This is a genomic window from Winogradskyella sp., assembly GCF_003712105.1.
Classification (GTDB): Bacteria; Bacteroidota; Bacteroidia; order Flavobacteriales; family Flavobacteriaceae; genus Winogradskyella.
This window is the reverse complement of sequence record NZ_RHLG01000001.1, coordinates 130,936-148,557: the sequence shown is the minus strand read 5'-3', so window position 1 is coordinate 148,557 and position 17,622 is coordinate 130,936. Positions and strand designations below refer to the sequence as shown.

At 32.3% G+C, this 17,622-nt stretch carries 19 protein-coding genes; 14 read left to right on the top strand and 5 right to left on the bottom strand.

What is annotated here, in order from left to right:
- Nucleotides 1–15: 15 nt before the first annotated feature.
- From ED556_RS00670 to ED556_RS00650, 5 genes are all read left to right on the top strand, one after another.
- Nucleotides 16–924, top strand: coding sequence for an AraC family transcriptional regulator (locus ED556_RS00670; protein WP_296318607.1), 909 nt, complete (start codon nt 16–18; stop codon nt 922–924).
- Between the two features lie 51 nt (nt 925–975).
- Nucleotides 976–2,148, top strand: coding sequence for a VCBS repeat-containing protein (locus tag ED556_RS00665; protein ID WP_296318606.1), 1,173 nt, complete (start codon nt 976–978; stop codon nt 2,146–2,148).
- A 256-nt stretch (nt 2,149–2,404) separates the two neighbouring features.
- A complete protein-coding gene (locus ED556_RS00660) occupies nt 2,405–2,578 on the top strand; it encodes a hypothetical protein (RefSeq protein WP_296318605.1) in 174 nt (57 codons plus the stop codon).
- Between the two features lie 104 nt (nt 2,579–2,682).
- Nucleotides 2,683–4,713, top strand: a complete 2,031-nt coding sequence (locus tag ED556_RS00655) for a tetratricopeptide repeat-containing sensor histidine kinase (protein WP_296318604.1) — start codon at nt 2,683–2,685, stop codon at nt 4,711–4,713.
- 26 nt (nt 4,714–4,739) lie between these two features.
- Nucleotides 4,740–5,408: a response regulator gene (locus tag ED556_RS00650; RefSeq protein ID WP_296318603.1), complete on the top strand. Its 669-nt coding sequence runs from the start codon at nt 4,740–4,742 to the stop codon at nt 5,406–5,408.
- A gap of 241 nt (nt 5,409–5,649) precedes the next feature.
- Here the strand turns inward: ED556_RS00650 and ED556_RS00645 are convergent, their stop codons facing one another.
- Nucleotides 5,650–6,144 (bottom strand): DUF456 domain-containing protein, encoded by a 495-nt coding sequence (locus ED556_RS00645; protein ID WP_296318602.1) that lies wholly within the window; start codon nt 6,142–6,144, stop codon nt 5,650–5,652.
- Between the two features lie 125 nt (nt 6,145–6,269).
- On the opposite strand from ED556_RS00645, the gene ED556_RS00640 reads away from it, so the two are divergent.
- Genes ED556_RS00640 through ED556_RS00625 form a run of 4 tightly spaced genes read left to right on the top strand, consistent with a single transcriptional unit; the run spans nt 6,270 to nt 9,897 of the window.
- A complete protein-coding gene (locus ED556_RS00640; RefSeq protein WP_296318601.1) occupies nt 6,270–6,629 on the top strand; it encodes a BlaI/MecI/CopY family transcriptional regulator in 360 nt (119 codons plus the stop codon).
- 2 nt (nt 6,630–6,631) lie between these two features.
- Nucleotides 6,632–8,245, top strand: coding sequence for a M56 family metallopeptidase (locus tag ED556_RS00635; RefSeq protein ID WP_296318600.1), 1,614 nt, complete (start codon nt 6,632–6,634; stop codon nt 8,243–8,245).
- A 3-nt stretch (nt 8,246–8,248) separates the two neighbouring features.
- Nucleotides 8,249–9,382, top strand: a complete 1,134-nt coding sequence (locus ED556_RS00630) for a tetratricopeptide repeat protein (RefSeq protein ID WP_296318599.1) — start codon at nt 8,249–8,251, stop codon at nt 9,380–9,382.
- 41 nt (nt 9,383–9,423) lie between these two features.
- Nucleotides 9,424–9,897 carry a hypothetical protein gene (locus ED556_RS00625; protein WP_296318598.1) on the top strand — a complete coding sequence of 158 codons (474 nt, stop codon included), beginning with the start codon at nt 9,424–9,426 and terminating at the stop codon, nt 9,895–9,897.
- A gap of 138 nt (nt 9,898–10,035) precedes the next feature.
- Here the strand turns inward: ED556_RS00625 and ED556_RS00620 are convergent, their stop codons facing one another.
- From ED556_RS00620 to ED556_RS00605, 4 genes are all read right to left on the bottom strand, one after another.
- Nucleotides 10,036–10,776: a Bax inhibitor-1/YccA family protein gene (locus tag ED556_RS00620; RefSeq protein ID WP_296318597.1), complete on the bottom strand. Its 741-nt coding sequence runs from the start codon at nt 10,774–10,776 to the stop codon at nt 10,036–10,038.
- A 3-nt stretch (nt 10,777–10,779) separates the two neighbouring features.
- Nucleotides 10,780–11,643 carry a hypothetical protein gene (locus tag ED556_RS00615; RefSeq protein WP_296318596.1) on the bottom strand — a complete coding sequence of 288 codons (864 nt, stop codon included), beginning with the start codon at nt 11,641–11,643 and terminating at the stop codon, nt 10,780–10,782.
- Between the two features lie 62 nt (nt 11,644–11,705).
- Nucleotides 11,706–12,839, bottom strand: coding sequence for a glycosyltransferase (locus tag ED556_RS00610; protein WP_296318595.1), 1,134 nt, complete (start codon nt 12,837–12,839; stop codon nt 11,706–11,708).
- Nucleotides 12,840–13,808, bottom strand: coding sequence for a lysylphosphatidylglycerol synthase domain-containing protein (locus tag ED556_RS00605; RefSeq protein WP_296318594.1), 969 nt, complete (start codon nt 13,806–13,808; stop codon nt 12,840–12,842). It lies immediately after the preceding gene.
- 28 nt (nt 13,809–13,836) lie between these two features.
- On the opposite strand from ED556_RS00605, the gene ED556_RS00600 reads away from it, so the two are divergent.
- Genes ED556_RS00600 through ED556_RS00580 form a run of 5 tightly spaced genes read left to right on the top strand, consistent with a single transcriptional unit; the run spans nt 13,837 to nt 17,542 of the window.
- The gene (locus tag ED556_RS00600) at nt 13,837–14,475 is read left to right on the top strand and encodes an outer membrane beta-barrel protein (protein ID WP_296318593.1); all 639 of its coding nucleotides are present in this window, start codon (nt 13,837–13,839) and stop codon (nt 14,473–14,475) included.
- 3 nt (nt 14,476–14,478) lie between these two features.
- Nucleotides 14,479–15,033, top strand: a complete 555-nt coding sequence (gene ruvC / locus ED556_RS00595) for a crossover junction endodeoxyribonuclease RuvC (RefSeq protein ID WP_296318592.1) — start codon at nt 14,479–14,481, stop codon at nt 15,031–15,033.
- Nucleotides 15,034–16,167 (top strand): radical SAM family heme chaperone HemW, encoded by a 1,134-nt coding sequence (gene hemW, locus ED556_RS00590; RefSeq protein WP_296318591.1) that lies wholly within the window; start codon nt 15,034–15,036, stop codon nt 16,165–16,167.
- Complete coding sequence (locus ED556_RS00585; protein ID WP_296318590.1) at nt 16,164–16,913, top strand: cyclase family protein; 750 nt, start codon at nt 16,164–16,166, stop codon at nt 16,911–16,913. Before hemW ends, ED556_RS00585 begins: the two co-directional genes overlap by 4 nt.
- Nucleotides 16,913–17,542 carry a DUF4230 domain-containing protein gene (locus ED556_RS00580; RefSeq protein ID WP_296318589.1) on the top strand — a complete coding sequence of 210 codons (630 nt, stop codon included), beginning with the start codon at nt 16,913–16,915 and terminating at the stop codon, nt 17,540–17,542. The genes ED556_RS00585 and ED556_RS00580 overlap by 1 nt, the downstream gene beginning before the upstream one ends.
- Nucleotides 17,543–17,622 lie beyond the last annotated feature (80 nt).

The window sequence follows — 17,622 nt, the reverse complement described above, 5'->3', positions numbered from 1 at the left end:
TGCTCAATTTAGTTTATGAAACCATTAGAGATTAACGAATTTAAAGGTTATAAAACTGTTAACTACAACGAAAAACTAAAAGTTAATAGAGCTTTTTTCTCAAGCGTAAAAGACTTTAATGGTAAACTTTCCGAATCTCACTTTTCATTAAAATTTCCCATAACAGGCGTAGAAAATTATTCTGTAGATAATAAAAGATATAAGTTAGATAAATTGAGTTATATCGTTACTAATGCGAGTCAACATATTACTGCCGATGTTAAAAGTAAAAATCCAGTATTAGGCATTTGTATTGGGTTTAGTGAAGAGTTTATGTTCAACTTGGCAGGTTCTTATAACCAGAAACTCGAAGAAGGATTAGAAAACCCTTTTAATAATAAAACACCAATAAGTTTTATAACAAAGAAAAGTCGCATCTGTAACGATAAGTTGAGCTCTATTGTGTCCGCGATTAAAAATGATGTGCTTTGTAATAACATAAAAGACAACTATGAAGAAGAGCAATTTTACATCACTTTAGGCGAGCTACTTATAGAACAACAACAAAAAATATATTCAGATATCAAAAGACTTCCTCAAGCAAAGTTTTCTACTCGCGAAGAGATTTACCGCAGAGTATCTGTTATCAACGACTTTATTTGCGATAACTATAAAAATGATATATCAATAGAGCAATTGTCTAGGTTAAGTGCGTTGTCTAAGTATCATGCAATTAGATGCTATCAAAAAATCAACAAGATTTCTCCTTATCAGAAAATTCAAAAATTGAGATTGGAAGAAGCAAAGCAGTTAATCCTATCAGGCATGAGTGTTGCTGAAGCTGCAAATGAAGTAAATTTTACAGATTATAGGACCTTGTCAAAATTATTTAAAAAACATTATGGCTTAACACCTTCAGAGCTTAAAAACATACATAAGCAATAATTGCCACTTTTTTTTGCTATACTTTTAGTCTATTAGTAAAAATTTAATGTAATGAAATATTTTATAGTTACTCTAATATGTATTATGGCTATTAAGGTTCATGGCCAAACTCTCAAAGATGTGTCGTCATCGCATTTACCAGACATAGTAAAGGTGCCCTTTAATTCCATGGATGCTAATATTAGTGATATAGATGCTGATGGTGACTTAGATATCGTTATTGCTGTTGAGTTTCATAAAAATGTTATTCTTTTAAATAATGGCGATGGTAGTTTTAAGGATGGCTCGTTTTTGCTGCCCAACAAAATAGCCAAACAGTCACCAAAACCATATCAATATTATCCATATCACGACTCTGAAGATGTAATGATAGAAGATATTAATAAGGACATGCTATTAGATATTGTATTTGTAACTGAAGACGATAAAACCAATGAACTTTATCTGCAACAAAAAGATGGAACTTTTAAAGACATGTCAGACAGTTTTCCCATTGGTAATATCTCCAATGCTTTAATAAAAGCAGATTTTGACAATGATGGTTGGGAAGATTTTATTGTTGGGAATAATGGGCAGAACAACTACTTAAAAAATGACAATGGAAACTTAATTGACCAAACCGATAACAGATTACCAAAAGTGGACGATGTCACTCAAGATGTCGAAGTTGGGGACTATGATAATGATGGGGACTTGGATGTATTGATAGGAAATGAAGATGATAACCGTCTCTTGCAAAACAACGGCAAAGGCATATTTACTGATGTAAGCAAAACAGTTTTTACTTCTGGAATTTCTGAAGAAACGCGAGAAGCAGATTTTACAGACATCGATAATGACGGTGATTTAGATATTTATTTTGCCAATATCAGAATGTTTACACCTAAAACACCAATTCAGAGATTATTAATAAATAATAATGGAAAATTTACTGACGTATCTAATGAGCGCTTAAAATTTAACGGCATAAGTGGTGCACTTGATGCAGATTTTTTTGATATTGATAATGACGGTGATCAAGATTTATTGGTTGGTAAGCTTGATGGGCTTACAATAGGTCTTAATGACGGGCGAGGTTATTTTACAGAACAAACAGATACTTACGTTACACCATTTAATGCCATAATTGTAGATATTGAAGTTGCAGACTTTAATAACGATGGTAAGCCAGATATTTATTTGGCATGTTTTAGAGGTGCTGATCGGCTACTATTGGGCCAATAATTAGATCCAACTATTTGGCTGTTTTCTATTATTTTTTATTGAATTTCAACGTTTAAACGATAAAATAGTACATTTAAACGATTAAAAGATGTATAAGGCTTAGCTTTTTGTTACTTTGGTCTCTCTTAAAATAAGCCCTAAATACTTATTTAAAGATATTTTAATTATCCATTGACGCTTCTTCGAGTACGTAGAGGCTTTTCTTATTTAGTACTGTTAATAAAAAAACCAATAATAACGATCTAAATAAGAACTTATGAAAGCTTTAAAAATCTCCCTAGTATTAGTTGCTTTAGTAGTATTAACTGTGTCTGTTGTAACAAAGGAAAATGCAACACAGGATGAAATCACAAATGTGAAAAAAGCCAATACTACATACAACCCAATAGTACATGCAAAAAAGAAGAGAGGTTCTGTAACTGCAGGATAGTTTAATGATATAAAAATTTCTTTGGCTGATATAACTATATCGGCCTTTTTGACTTGTACCTACAAGGTATTTTATTAACTTTAGCAAGTATTCAAAAATAAATAATGCTAAAAAAGTATTTTATTTTATTAGCTCTTGCTTTATTTCCTCTTCTAATTAACTCTCAAATATCTAAAGAATTAATAGATAGTCTTGATTACTTTCGTAATTCTTCTAAAAATCAGAATTATACTTTAAATGAACAAATAGCTTTTGCTGAGAAAGCAAGCTCTATAGCGTCTAGATTGAAGCTAGATTCATTACTCCTTAAAAATAATAGAGAGTTATCATTATTGTATTATTCGGCAGAAATGAATGAAAAATATGAGAGTATTAATAGATTCAATTTAGAATTATCCACAAGATTATCTGATACCTCAGGTATCGCTGCCGCTAGTTTTAACCTTGGAGGAGTATTCGAATTTAATTATCTCAAGACGGATAGTGCATATTTTTATTATTCCAAAGCGTTAAAGGCATATGATTTTATTGATGATACTTATGGTCGTATTAACACTTTAATGGCTATCGCAGATATTCAAGATACTGAGAAAGACTATATAGGAAGTGAAGAAAATGCGGTTCTAGCAATTGAATTAATTAATTTACTTCCTGTAAATGAGCAGAATCTAGAAAATTTATGGAGTTTGAATAACCTTCTTGGTGTGACCTCGCAAAACTTAAGAAGAAATGAGAAGTCTCTTGAATATCATGAAAAGGCATATAAAATTGCTTCAAAAATGAAAAATGGTGATTATAACAAGACTATCACTATTAACAATCAAGCAGGGGTATATAGAAAATTAAAAAATTACGAAAAAGCTCTAGAACTTTATAATAGTTTAATCCCATTACGAAATATTTATGAAGGGTATGACCCTACATTTTACCCTCTTATTATTGATAATATAGCTTATACTAAAGTTGCAGCTGGACATAGTGATAATGATGTAATAAGTAAGATGTTTTATGAAGCTTATAACTTAAGCGAAAAACTAGACGATGATGTTACTAAACTAGCAGTAACTATTGATCTTTCTAAATTTTATAAAAAATTGGAACTGAAAGACTCTACTTTAAAGTATGCTGAAAAAGCCTATAATTTATCTAAGCGTATTTCTTCAAATGACATTCTCTTAGAATCAATGGTGTTGCTTTCAGGGTTAAAAGAGGGAGAAGAAGGAAAAGCTTATTTAATTGAACATATAAAATTAACTGATAGTTTGTTGCAAGTTGAACGAAATGTGTCGAATAAATTTGCCCGAATAGAATTAGAAACTGACCAAATCGAAGCCAAAAACGAGCAAATCTCAAAAGAAAACTTCTACCTATTATTACTTTCTGCCGGCTTATTACTTACTGGGATTTTGGTATATGTCCTAATCTCACAACGTGCTAAAAACAAAGAGCTCAAATATATACAAGACCAACAAGAGGTTAATGAGCAAATTTATAACCTAATGCTCAATCAGCAAGATAAAGTTGAAGAGGCGCGCTCTCAAGAAAAAATTAGAGTATCTAAAGAATTACACGATGGTGTTTTGGGGCGCCTGTTTGGTGCACGTTTAAGTTTAGATAGCCTTAATTTTTCTGAAGGTAAAGAAGCAATGATGAATCGTGCCAATTATATTGGTCAGCTTAAAACCATAGAAGATGATATCCGTAAAATCTCCCATGAAATGAATACCGATTTTGTGGCAGGATCAGGTTTTAAAGAAATTGTGTCCGAGCTTGTAGATAACCAAGCTAGAGCCTATGGCTATACCTACGATTTTGATTTTACAGATGATATAAGTTGGGATTTTGTTCCTAACAAATCCAAGATCAACATCTATAGAATTATACAAGAATCCATGCAGAATATTTATAAACATGCTGAAGCTCAGCATGTTAAAATTAAAGTTTTAAGAGAAAATGACGATATTATTCTGTATATTGTAGATAACGGCAAAGGATTCGATACCACAAAAGCCAAAAAAGGTATTGGTCTAAAAAATATGACCTCAAGAGTTTCTGATATTAACGGTAAGATTCAGTTTTTTTCAGAACTTTCAAGAGGTACTACTGTAGAAGTAAAAATCCCCTATTCAGTTTAAGTAATCTGTAACCCTAACCCTAACCAATGGAAGACTTAAAAATTTTAATGGTGGACGATCATCCTATTATTATCGAAGGATACATGAACGTCCTCATGGCAACCAAAACTGATAATCAAAATCTTATCATAGATACAGCTAATAACTGTGATATGGCAGAGATTATGATTAACAGAGCTGCTAAAGGTATACATTACGATGTTTGCTTTTTTGATATTAGTTTGCCACCTTCTCAAGATGGAAGATATACCTCTGGAGAAGATCTTGCCAAATTGGCAAAAACCATGCTACCAGCTGCTAAAATTATCATCCTTACAATGTTTAACGAATCATTCCGAATTCATAATATCATAAGAGAGATTAATCCCGATGGGTTTCTTATTAAGAGTGATTTAACATCGATGGAATTGGCAGATGCATTTCAGCACATTTTAAAATCACCACCATATTATAGTAGCACCGTACATAACTATGTGAGGCAGACTTTAACTAGTGAAATTTATGTTGATGATATCAACAGAAAAATACTGTATCTGTTATCTCAAGGTATTAAAACCAAAAGCCTTTTAGAGCACATTTCGTTGTCTATGAGTGCTATCGAAAAACGCAAGAAACAGCTGAAATTATTGTTCTCAGTTGAAGACGGAAAGGACGAAACTTTGCTTGCTTTGGCTAAAGAAAAGGGATTTCTTTAAAAAAAAGCCGTTTATCGGCTTTCTAAAAAACGCTTGTAAGTACTATGAATAATGAAAACTACGGTTTTTCCGCATCAAGTCTACGGTTTTCAAGCAGCAAAATGATAAATCGCTTATTTACCTTTGAAGGGTCAACAAGAATTTAATTAATCCCTCTTAAGCAATTGTTGAATTAATAGCTTTTAAACCTAGTAGAATGTCGACCGATGATATTTTGCTAGGTTTTCTATTTGTATAAGAATTATACAATTGAGGTATTTCCTACTAGTTTCGATATAAAAAGTCCAAAGTAAATTACAGCAACAATAAACTTCAAAAATGTTGAAGTAATAAATCCTATAAAAGAGCCAAATGCAGCTTTTGTTGCTCTGTTCATATCATTTTTATGCATAAGTTCACCGATTAATGCACCAACAAAAGGACCAATAATTATCCCAAAAGGAATAGGAGATAATAGACCTATAACTAAGCCAATCGATGTTCCTATCATTCCAGATTTGCTACCGCCAAAGCGTTTGGTGCCCACTGCAGGTATAATGTAGTCCAATATAAATATGAGCAATGCAATACTAAAAGTTACGATTAAAAAGGTTGAGCTGATATCAACGGAGTCAGCATAACTTAATACAAATAGGCCTAGCCAGCTAGTAAGTGGTCCAGGTAAAACAGGTAAAAAACTTCCGGCTAATCCTAATAACATTAGTAATAAAGCTCCAATAATTATAACAATTTCCATATCGTAAATTAATTCAACTGGTTTGACGCTAAGTAACCTGAAATGTTACATTTCAACTAAAAAGTTAGTTGAAACTAAAAAATTAGTTATATTTGTATTCTCAAAATAAATTTCAATACATATATATGAAGCAGTTAACTAAGGCCGAAGAAGAAATAATGCAAGCTTTATGGCAACTTAAAAATGCTAACGTAAAATCGATTATTGATACATTGCCAGATCCTAAACCAGCATATAATACGGTATCTACTATAGTAAGGATTTTAGAATCTAAAGGCTTTGTAGATTATGAAAAGCAAGGTAAAGGGCATATTTACTTTCCTATTGTTGCAAAAGAATCGTATAGTAATCAATCCATCAATAAATTGGTCGATAATTACTTTCAAGGGTCATTTAAGAGCATGGTTTCCTTTTTTGTAAAAAAGAATGATGTCAATATCCAAGATATTGAAGCACTGCTTAAAGAAATTAACAAACCAGAATAGAGATGCTACATTATATTTTACAAATTGTCATATTTCAACTCGTATTCTTAGTAGTCTACGATGTATTTCTTAAACGTGAAACATTCTTTACCTACAATAGATTTTATCTGCTAACGACATCTATTTTGTCTTTTGTTTTGCCATTTGTAAAGCTCGATTTATTTAAGGCTTTACAGCCTGACAACTTTATTGTTGTATTACCAGAAGTAGTTATAGGTAACATTACGCCCGTATCTGAGCTTGACCAACAAATAGCATTGCAAACAGGGATTGAACTAAATAATCCAGGCATACCAATTTGGCAAATAGTTTTAGGTTTTGGGGTAATGACAGCACTGTTATTATTTACTTATAAATTGTTAAAACTTTATTGGCTAAGGCATAAAAACCCTAAACGATGGAAAGGCAATGTGCTCATTGTAAATCTAATGAGGAGTAACGCAGCGTTTTCATTTTTTAATACGGTTTTCTTGGGTGAAAAAATCTCTATTAACGAAAAGTCTACGATACTTAATCACGAGTTGGTGCATGTTAAGCAATGGCATAGTATAGACCTTTTAGTATTCGAAATTATGCGAATCGTACTTTGGTTTAATCCATTAGTTTACATGTACCAAAGTAGAATTAAAGCACTACATGAATATATTGCAGATGCCAGTGCTATAGAACAAAATGGTAAAAGGCAGTATTATGTTCAATTGCTCAACCAAGTGTTTGACACTCAGCAATTGTCTTTTACCAATACTTTTTTTAAATCATCTTTAATTAAAAAACGAATAGATATGTTACAAAAATCAAAATCAAAGCAAATAGCGCTTATCAAGTATTTACTTTTATTTCCAGCAGTTTTTTCTATGCTTCTATATGTGTCATGCGAAAAAGGAGTTTCAGAATTTGAATCTGAACAAGCATTAGATTTAGAACAATACTCTTACTCAATGTCCTTAAGTCGTAATATGGATGATGAAACAAAGAAAATTCATGAAAAGTATGAGGATTTTCTTTTTAACAATAGCAATTATGTGAGCTGGGCGGTAATAAATCACGAAACTAAAGAAATTAGGTATTCAATTCATCATAAAGATGAAGAACTTTCAGGAGAATTTACTGAAGCAGAAGTTGGTAATAAAGATGGGGAAACCTATAAAATGTATATTAACTTTAAGAACCCTTTTGATTTCTTTGCTTCTAAAGGCAAGAGCGTTACAGAAACTGAAAAGCTTGATCCAAGGGATTTTGACGGAAAAACCGAGGTACCGTATGCGGTAATAGATAAAGCACCGACATTTGAAGAGTGTTCACAATTAACAGATGAAGAAGAAAAGAAGAAATGCACTTCTCAAAAGGTGGCCAAGTTTGTAAATAAAAACTTTAATATAGAAAAGGCATCTAATCTTGGCTTAGTTGGTAAGCAACGCATCTCAGTATTCTTTAAAATAGACAAAGATGGTAATGTCATTGATATAAAAGCTAGAGCACCACATCCAGGTTTGGAGGAAGAATCAGTAAGAGTTATAGAATTATTACCACAAATGATACCTGGCGAGCACAATGGAGAAAAGGTAATTGTGCCTTACTCATTGCCTATTATGTTTCAAATCCAGCCCGAAAATTAAGATATGAGAAAAGTAATTCTTTTACTTCTTTTAATTAGTCAAGTTAATGCCGAAGCTCAGTCTTCGGCATTACAAGTTGGAGATAGTTTATATGCTTACGGAAAATATTCTATGGCCATAGAATCCTATAATACATACAATAACAAAACTGAGGTTTATGGTAAAATAGCCAAAGCTTATATCGCCATAGGGAATTTTGGTAAGGCTCTAGAGGCCTATAAAAAAGGTGTAGAATCTAACCCTAAGAATTCTCTTCTCAAATTTGAATACGCACAATTACTATCCCGTTCAAAGAAGTACGAGGAAGCGTCAAAACTATTTGAAGACTTGATCTATTCAGATTATAAAAACCCTAATTACCATTATCAAAAAGGCGTTGTTTTAGAAAAGCTTAATGATTCAACAGCTTTAAATCGGTTTATGTCAGCATACGACTTAGATAAGACCCACCAAAAAGCAATATTTAAAATTGCGAAACATCATCTTATAAAACGCAATCATACAATTTCTCATAAGTATATCAATAAAGGCCTGGAAAGCTATCCTGATAATGTAGAGCTTATAAGCTTAAAAGCGCAAAATTATTATTATCAAGATTATATGGAAGAAACCATAACTTGGTTCAAAAGGCTTATTGATTTGGGTGAATCTTCAGAGTTTATTCATGAAAAATTGAGTATCACTTATGGTAAAAATTCTGATTATGAAGATGCTATTTTTCATAGAAAAAAAGTATTACAATTCAATCCTTATGATGCAACATCTATGTATCTCATCGGCACCTATTACGAACGACTTAATAATTTTGAAAAAGCTGAAGAGTATATAACGAAGTCATTAAAGCTAATGGATACACCATTAAGTAAAGAGTATTCGCAATTAGGAGTGGTTTTAAATCGCCAGAAAAAGTATCCGCAAGCAATTAAAGCCTTCCAAAAAGCTTTAAAAGAAGATCCTAAAGATACGTTTACCAAATTCCGAATTATACGGACAAAGGACGAATATTATTCCGATAGAAAAGCTGTTATAAAATTGTACGAAGACTTCATAAAAAATAACAAAGAAGAGATGTTTAAAAGATTGGCTGAATATCGCTTAAAAGAACTTCGTGAGGAAAACTTTATGGATAAAAACTAAAACCCAAAAATGTTGTACTTTTCGGTTTCAGAATTATGTAAATGAAGCGATTAGTAATCTGTATTGTTCTTCTTTTAGTCTCTTGCAACTATTTTGAAACTAAAAAAGTTAAAGCTGATGATATAGCTGAGCAAGAGTTAGAAACTATTGATTGGAATACTGTTGACGAATACCCTAGTTTTTCGGCATGCGATACTGTTTCAGGAAAACAACCTAGAAAATTATGTTTTGAAACTGTAATTTTACAACATGTTAATGATTACTTGTCTTCACAGAATATTGTTGTTTCGCAAGATATCAGCGATACGATATCAATGAAATTAAGAATAGATAGTATTGGTAAAATTTCGGTCTTAGATATAAAAACACAACCAAAAACTCTAGAAATAATTCCTGATATAAATGACCTTCTTAATGGGAGTATAGAACAATTACCTAAAATATATCCAGCTTTAAAACGAGGCCAACAAGTCAACACTGAGTTTGTGTTACCAGTAATTATTTCAATCAAATAGAGTCTTGTCACCTTGAGCGTGGTCAGTGAGCGAAGTCGAAGTGTAGTCGAAAGGTCTTCAAAATGTAGTTCTTTAAATAGGTGTCGACTTCAGTTTATATTGAGCTTGACCGAAGTACTCAATCGGATATAAATTTTATTATCTAAACTTAATAGCAAATTTTTGAAGTAACCTTAGTGCTTCAACATACAGCCAAATTAATGTCGCTAATAAGCCCCAAGTGGCTAGCCATTCCTTTTGTTTAGGTGCCTTATTTTTATAACGCTCTATATAATCGAAGTCTAAAAGCAATGCAAAAGATGCTACTATAGCAGCTAAAATATTGAACCCAATTGCTAACCAAGACGTGCCCCATATAAACGTTTTAATTCCGAAAAAACCAAGAATCCAGGAGACTAGATAAACAACCATAATACTTATAGTTGCTGTAATAATCACACTTCTTAGTTTTTTTGTCACTACAATAATTCGAGTTTGATATAGTAAGAGCATAACAAAAAAAGTAACGATTGTTACACCAATGGCTTGATATGGTAATTCTGGGTAATTTTTGTGCGCATAAGCAGAAAATCCGCCAAGGAAAACCCCTTTTGCTATAATATATAATGGTACCAAGAAACCAGCCCATTGTGTTCTTAACGAAATAATGATACTTATTACAATCGAGGCTAACATGCCACCTAAAGTAAACCAACCAGTATCAACACCTTCTGTGCTTAATTTCCAGATATAAGATGTAATAGCAGCTATGACTATAATGCCCACAAACGATTTTACAAAAATGCCAAATACGGTCATTTTTTTAGACGAATCTCTACCGTCGTCCCAAAAGTAGTCATTAAAAATAGGGTTAGAAGTACTAGAATTCCGAATACTCATCTATTATAAGTTGAATTTATAACCGACCAAAATATCTGTTGGGAAATCTCCTCTGTTGTCAAGATTTACAGCAAATAATCTATCATAAACAATTGAAATATAGCTATTGTCAGAGATTTTAAAATCCGCACCAATACCAAAACTAAAAGGCACATCAAATTCCGTTTCATCTTGGTTAACTGTCGTAGTATTTATAAGTCTATCTACTGAGAAAATATTGACCGTAGCAAAGTTGTTTTGTACATAAATATTGAAGTTTTCCTTTTTAATAACACGCAGTCTGTATGCTAAAGAAAACTCTGTGGTTTTATAGTCGCCACTAGAGCCAAAAGTTTGTCTAGCTTGCAATAAGCCAGAGTGTCTTGGGTTATTGGTGTCTCCAAATATTTCTAATTCTGCAGCCAACTGAAAAGCAGAATTATTATCAATACTTTCTACTAATGGATGATTCGTAATACCACCAAAAAAGCCTAGTCTAAAGTTTACTCGACTATCTCTATCAACCGCATTATAATCGATATTCACACTTTTATTATACTTATCTAAAAAACGCTTTAGACTTCCTGTTGTTAGTTTTACCTTTTCTGCAGAAAGTCCGCTACCAGTAGTTAATTCATTAAGGGTTTGGATGTAGGCATTGTCATAAGCTCTACCAGATGTTTTATTGTTTTTTAGTTCAATAATTTTATCATCTTTTGTTTTTATAAAAAACCGATAATTCCCATCGGTAATAGTCCATAATAAATCTAATTCGCCTTCAACTTCAGTTTTTAGTTCTAGGGTTTCATCTCCAACTTTATAAAGTTGTTGGGCATGTGATAATGATATACATATCAGAAATAAGCAAAATAGAATAGCATTTTTCATGATGAGTTGTGTTTAGATTTGGGTTTAAAGTCTTCGATTTGGTTAAAGCTACCAAAAAAACTTTAATTTTTAAATATTCTGCCTTTCCATTTATATGACGAAAATGGCGCAACAATGATAATATATGTAGTTATAAATGGGTATAAGAGACTAGAAAACACATACGATAATAGCACAGGTTCTTGTTGGTAAAAGCGTGCAGTTTTAAAAATAATGAGTAGATCTATGCTCGATTTTATGAGGTAGAACATCCCAATTGTTTTCAGACTTAGCAAATTAAATGCCCAAAGTGGAATTAATATTACCATGATAAGATTTGCTAAGAAAACCAAAAGGCCAATACCCTTAGTTATGGCAGAATCATAGCTTTTAGTTTTAGATGCCCAACGTATTCTCTGTTGAATGTATGATTCAAAGGAGTCAGCAACTTTTGCCTGTACCGTAGCTTTTTCGGACTTTATAAAGTCCACTTTTTTAGGGTATTCTTTTTTGAATTTTTGAAGCAAAAAAACATCGTCACCACTAGCTATTATGTGGTTGCCTTCAAAACCATTAACAGTGTTAAAAGCAGTTTTTGAATATGCAAAATTTGCTCCGTTGCACATAAAAGGATGTTTCAAACCAAAACCAGCTATAGTTACACCTTGAAGGCTCAAGGTATCCAATATTTGAAAGCGATTAAAAAAAGACGATAAGCCAACAAACCTTACAGGTCCGGCAATTGCAATAATTTCATTTTTTTGGATGTATTCATCATAACTGTCTAGCCAATATTTTGGCAGCAAACAATCGGCATCTGTCGTTATAATCCAATCATGTTTTGCTTTATATATTGCGGTATTAATGGCATCTTTTTTAGGCGAATTTGATGTTCTATGATTCTCAATTATGCTCACATTAAATTCTGATAGGTTCTTGCCTAAGAAACCAGTAATAATTTCAACGGAATTGTCTTCAGAAGCATCATTAACTAAAATAATTTCATAGTGTGATTTAGGATAATGTAGATTGCTAATTGCGTTAAGTAGTACTGGGAGATTTTTAGCTTCGTTTCTAAACGGAATAATTACGGTAAATTGAGTCTTCGGTTTTAAATCTTGAAGTTGAAATTCTTCAACTTTATTAAATCCCCAATTAAACCAAGCAATTAATGCTAGGTAGAGGCATATAATACTGAAACAAATACCAAATAACATCTAATCTTCTGTTTTAGGAAGTTGAAAATTAATGACGAAGTAACTTCCAAAAACACTAGGTAAAATAAAATTAAGAAGCCACATGGTCGTCGATACACTCAAAATAGTTAACTCATCTATATCTAAGAAACTAAATAAAAATACAGCTGCACTTGTTTTTATTAGGACATCAAAAGCCGCTAATGTTGGAATAATCGAACTTAAAAAATACATGCTGCTTATGGCGACCATAGCAGTATAATAGTCAATATCTACACCAAATATTTGCAACAAAAGATAAAATTGAAAGGAAAAAGTAGCGTACCTAAATACTGAAAGTAAAAACGTATGCCTATGAATTTTATAGGGTATATTTTTAAGGTAATTTATGACGCGCTCAATGGAAAATCCTTTGATTTTAACTTTTGATTGTTTAACGCCAAATATTGTGAATAGACCGACAGCACAAATAATTATAAGGAATCTTGATATTTTATAGTAGTTTAGTTCCATCTCATATGTTTTATAGAATGTCACTAAACCTAAGATTCCAAATAGTGTAGTTACCGCCATTTGATTCATATTGGCAAGTAGATTGAGCAGTACAATTTGTTTTCTGTGAGTCCTTGAATAGTAAGCAGATTTTGCGCCATAGTCTCCAATTCTGTTAGGTGTAATTAATGAAGCTGTATGGCCACCGAGACTTTGCTCTAAGGCTTCAAAAAAAGTAATTTTTTTAATAGAATTAACTAATTTTTGCCATTTCAGAATTTCGAAAAACCAATTAAAAATGGATAAAAAGAGTAAAAAAAGAACGTTTTTAACTGAAAAAGTATCATTTTTCACTAAAAATGAAGCAAATTCACTAAAATTGAGTTTTGGGTTGCTAAGTAACTTATTGTAGATATAATATGTGGCTCCAACTATTATACTTAGTTTAATAATGGCAATTAAGAATTGCTTAGTTTTGTATGGAATGCTTTCAAACACGCTACAAATTAAACCAAATTATAAGACTATGCGACATAAGTTTGCAAAATACCTGCTAGTTACAAACCTTCTATTTTTCTTAAGCATTACATATGCTCAACGCATAGATAATAGCACTTGGAAAGCGCAAATATCTCTTGGTGTTAATTCTCCGTCAAAATCAGGCTTTATAGATAGTGCACCTGCTAAAGGTTTAAATTTCCCAACAGTAAATTTAGGCATACAACGTATGTTTAGTAGAACTTTAGGTGCAAAATTAGATTATGGGTTTAATCGCTTTGCTAGTGAAGATGGCATGCAAGAGTTCAAGGTAAATTATTCACGTATTAATGCACAATTGGTGTATAATCCATCGCAGTCTTTAACCTTTTTACCAGAGCATTTTCAAGTGGTTTTACATGCAGGTCCAGGGTATTCAAATGCAAAGCCTTTAGGAAATTTGGGCGATAATAAACAATCGTATCTAAATTTTATTCTTGGCTTTGAAGTGCATTATTCAATTAATAGAAAAATAGCTTTGTACAGTGACATTTCGTATATCTATGGCTTTACAAGTTTAGATGATTATAACCCCGAAATATTGGGCTTAGGTGCGTTTAATGGTAATGTATTTAATGTAACTTTTGGAGTATCAATAGCTTTAAGTGGCTGTTATTATTGTGATTAATTTATGGCTTCAGAACAAATAATATTAGGTATTGACCCAGGAACTACAGTAATGGGTTTTGGGCTTATAAAAGTTGTGGGTAAAAAGATGGAGTTTTTACAACTTAATGAGTTACAACTTAAAAAGTATAATGACCATTACCTAAAACTCAAACTTATTTTTGAACGCACAATAGAACTAATTGACACCTATCACCCAGACGCAATTGCTATCGAAGCACCTTTTTTTGGCAAGAATGTACAAAGTATGCTAAAGTTAGGTCGCGCTCAAGGTGTGGCTATGGCAGCAGGCTTATCGCGCGAAATCCCAATTACCGAATATTCACCTAAAAAAATTAAAATGGCCATCACAGGTAATGGTAATGCCTCAAAAGAACAAGTGGCAAAAATGCTACAAAGCTTGCTAGGGTTAAAAGAGTTACCGAAAAATCTAGATTCTACGGATGGTTTGGCAGCCGCCGTTTGTCATTTTTACAATCAAGGTAGATTACAAGTGGGCAAAAGTTATTCTGGTTGGGCAAGTTTTGTAAAGCAAAATGAGGGTAGAGTGAAGAAATAAATGTCAGGCATCTACATCCATATTCCATTTTGTAAACAAGCATGTCATTATTGCGATTTTCATTTTTCGACATCACTAAAAAAGCGTGATGAAATGGTCGGTGCTCTAGCTAAAGAATTAGAGCTTAGAAAAGATGAGTTTAATGGGGTAACTATTGAAACGATTTATTTTGGCGGCGGCACACCTTCAGTATTATCGATTAAAGAATTACAGTTTTTAATTGAATCGGTCTATAAAAATTATAAGGTTTCTGATAATCCTGAAATTACATTAGAAGCCAATCCTGATGATTTATCACCTGAACGCATACAAAATTTAACGCATACACAAATCAACAGATTATCTATTGGTATTCAGTCTTTTTTTGATGAAGATTTAAAATTGATGAATCGTGCTCATAATTCTGAAGAGGCAAAAAACTGCTTATTAGTGGCAACTCAGCATTTCGATAATATTTCGGTAGATCTAATTTATGGGATTCAAAATGCGACCAATACGCAATGGATTCAGAATATAGAAACTGCATTGAGCTATAATATACCTCATATATCTTGTTACGCACTAACTGTTGAGCCCAATACAGCTTTGGCTTCGTTTATAAAAAAGGGTATTATTGATGATGTTAATGACGAAAAAGCGCAAGAGCAATTTTATATTCTAAAAGAGACTCTAGAAAATAAAGGTTTTGTGCATTATGAATTGTCAAACTTTGGGAAAGAGGGCTTTTTTAGCCGTAATAATTCGGCCTATTGGCAAGGTAAATCCTATATAGGTATTGGACCTTCAGCACATTCATTTAATGGTAAACAACGTGGATGGAATGTGCGTAATAATTCAAAATATATAAAGGCAATTCAAAATGGGGAATTACCTATTGAGCTAGAAACATTGACAAAGACTGACCGCTATAACGAATATGTAATGATAGGATTACGTACCATGTGGGGAATTTCAATTGCTAAAGTTGAGAAAGATTTTGGCACAGTTTTTAAGGATTATCTTTTGGAGCACGCAAATGCATACATTAACCAACATTTGTTGTATATTGATGAGGAGCATTTGCGAGTAACCAAAAAAGGGCAATTTTTAAGCGACGGAATTGCCTCTGAATTATTTAAACTCAATTTATCTTGATTACAACCGTTCAGTATAATTCAAAAAAAATTAAGATTGATTTGTCCAAACCTTTAGATATTTCTATTCCTATTCGTGATGGAGAAAAAAATGTAAATGCATGGTATATTGGACCACCAAAAATTCAACCTGAAGTTTTTGATGGTGATATTATTAGTGTTTCGGAAGGTGCTGTAGTCAATTTTAACACCATAACTTTTAACCCACATTCTCACGGCACACATACCGAAACTGTTGGCCATATTGTAGACGGAAAACATTCTATAAATAAGCAATTAAAACAATTCTTCTTTTTAGCTGAGGTGATAACAATACCACCGGAAAAACAAGATGAAGATTATGTGATTTCAAAAAAACAGCTTCAGTTTGCATTAGGAAACAAAAAAAGAGATGCCGTGGTCATTAGAACTTTGCCTAACGCAAAGTATAAGAAAACCTATCAGTACTCTAATACAAATCCTACTTACATGCTCGAAGAAGCAGCAATTTATTTGCGAGATAAAGGCGTAAAACATTTATTGATCGATTTGCCAAGTGTTGATAAAGAGAAGGATGATGGTGAGCTCTTATCACACAATGCGTTTTGGAATACGTCAGGTAAATTAAGAACCGATGCTACAATTACCGAGTTTATATATGTGTCTAATAAAATAGAAGATGGATGCTATATGCTCAATTTACAGATAGCGCCTTTTGATAATGATGCTACACCTAGTAAGCCTATTTTATATAAAACCTTGGAGTAATGGATACATTTTTAATTGTTATAATTAGTATTCTAGTAACCTTAGGTTTAGTTACGGTTTACAAGCAATTTCGAAGAAGAATTAGACGAAAAGCACAGTCGGTAATTTTACTAGATAAAATAAAGCGCGTGTGCAAGTTCATTACCGTTGAAGGTGATTTTGCTGAAATCTATCATTATGAGGATGTGAAAGAAAAGTTTTTAAAACTTATTTCAAGTAAAAAGAAAGCACTTGTGGTTATCAATGCTAAAGCTCATGTTGGGTTTGATTTGAATAAACTCAAAATGGATGCTAACCCAGCAACCAAGCGAGTCGTATTAACTCATTTTCCTCAGCCTGAAGTTTTATCGATTGAGACTAATATGAATTATTACGATAAGCAAGATGGCGTGTTCAATAAGTTTGAAGCTTCAGATTTAACAGAATTAAATGCAAATGCCAAAACACATATTGAAGAGAAAATTCCTGAAAGTGGCTTGTTTAATGTCGCTAGAGGTGAAGCTCTTGCTGCAATTCAGTTAATAGAATCTATAGTAGAAACCATTGGTTGGACACTAGATTATACAGCTTTAGAAATAGATACAGCACCTGAGCCAAAAAAAAATTTCAGAGTAAAATGTGACATTTAGCATTAAATGAGGTCTAACTAATACAAAACAATATTTTAAGACTATGAGTTGGTTAATAAGCCAAATCAATAACATACTAG

Coding starts and splice junctions, on each gene's coding strand:
- ED556_RS00665 (WP_296318606.1), top strand. CDS start 976: ATGAAATATTTTATAGTTACTCTAATATGTATTATGGCTATTAAGGTT.
- ruvC (WP_296318592.1), top strand. CDS start 14,479: ATGGCTTCAGAACAAATAATATTAGGTATTGACCCAGGAACTACAGTA.
- hemW (WP_296318591.1), top strand. CDS start 15,034: ATGTCAGGCATCTACATCCATATTCCATTTTGTAAACAAGCATGTCAT.
- ED556_RS00655 (WP_296318604.1), top strand. CDS start 2,683: ATGCTAAAAAAGTATTTTATTTTATTAGCTCTTGCTTTATTTCCTCTT.
- ED556_RS00580 (WP_296318589.1), top strand. CDS start 16,913: ATGGATACATTTTTAATTGTTATAATTAGTATTCTAGTAACCTTAGGT.
- ED556_RS00625 (WP_296318598.1), top strand. CDS start 9,424: ATGAAGCGATTAGTAATCTGTATTGTTCTTCTTTTAGTCTCTTGCAAC.
- ED556_RS00650 (WP_296318603.1), top strand. CDS start 4,740: ATGGAAGACTTAAAAATTTTAATGGTGGACGATCATCCTATTATTATC.
- ED556_RS00630 (WP_296318599.1), top strand. CDS start 8,249: ATGAGAAAAGTAATTCTTTTACTTCTTTTAATTAGTCAAGTTAATGCC.
- ED556_RS00600 (WP_296318593.1), top strand. CDS start 13,837: ATGCGACATAAGTTTGCAAAATACCTGCTAGTTACAAACCTTCTATTT.
- ED556_RS00670 (WP_296318607.1), top strand. CDS start 16: ATGAAACCATTAGAGATTAACGAATTTAAAGGTTATAAAACTGTTAAC.
- ED556_RS00610 (WP_296318595.1), bottom strand. CDS start 12,839: ATGTTATTTGGTATTTGTTTCAGTATTATATGCCTCTACCTAGCATTA.
- ED556_RS00640 (WP_296318601.1), top strand. CDS start 6,270: ATGAAGCAGTTAACTAAGGCCGAAGAAGAAATAATGCAAGCTTTATGG.
- ED556_RS00615 (WP_296318596.1), bottom strand. CDS start 11,643: ATGAAAAATGCTATTCTATTTTGCTTATTTCTGATATGTATATCATTA.
- ED556_RS00660 (WP_296318605.1), top strand. CDS start 2,405: ATGAAAGCTTTAAAAATCTCCCTAGTATTAGTTGCTTTAGTAGTATTA.
- ED556_RS00620 (WP_296318597.1), bottom strand. CDS start 10,776: ATGAGTATTCGGAATTCTAGTACTTCTAACCCTATTTTTAATGACTAC.
- ED556_RS00645 (WP_296318602.1), bottom strand. CDS start 6,144: ATGGAAATTGTTATAATTATTGGAGCTTTATTACTAATGTTATTAGGA.
- ED556_RS00635 (WP_296318600.1), top strand. CDS start 6,632: ATGCTACATTATATTTTACAAATTGTCATATTTCAACTCGTATTCTTA.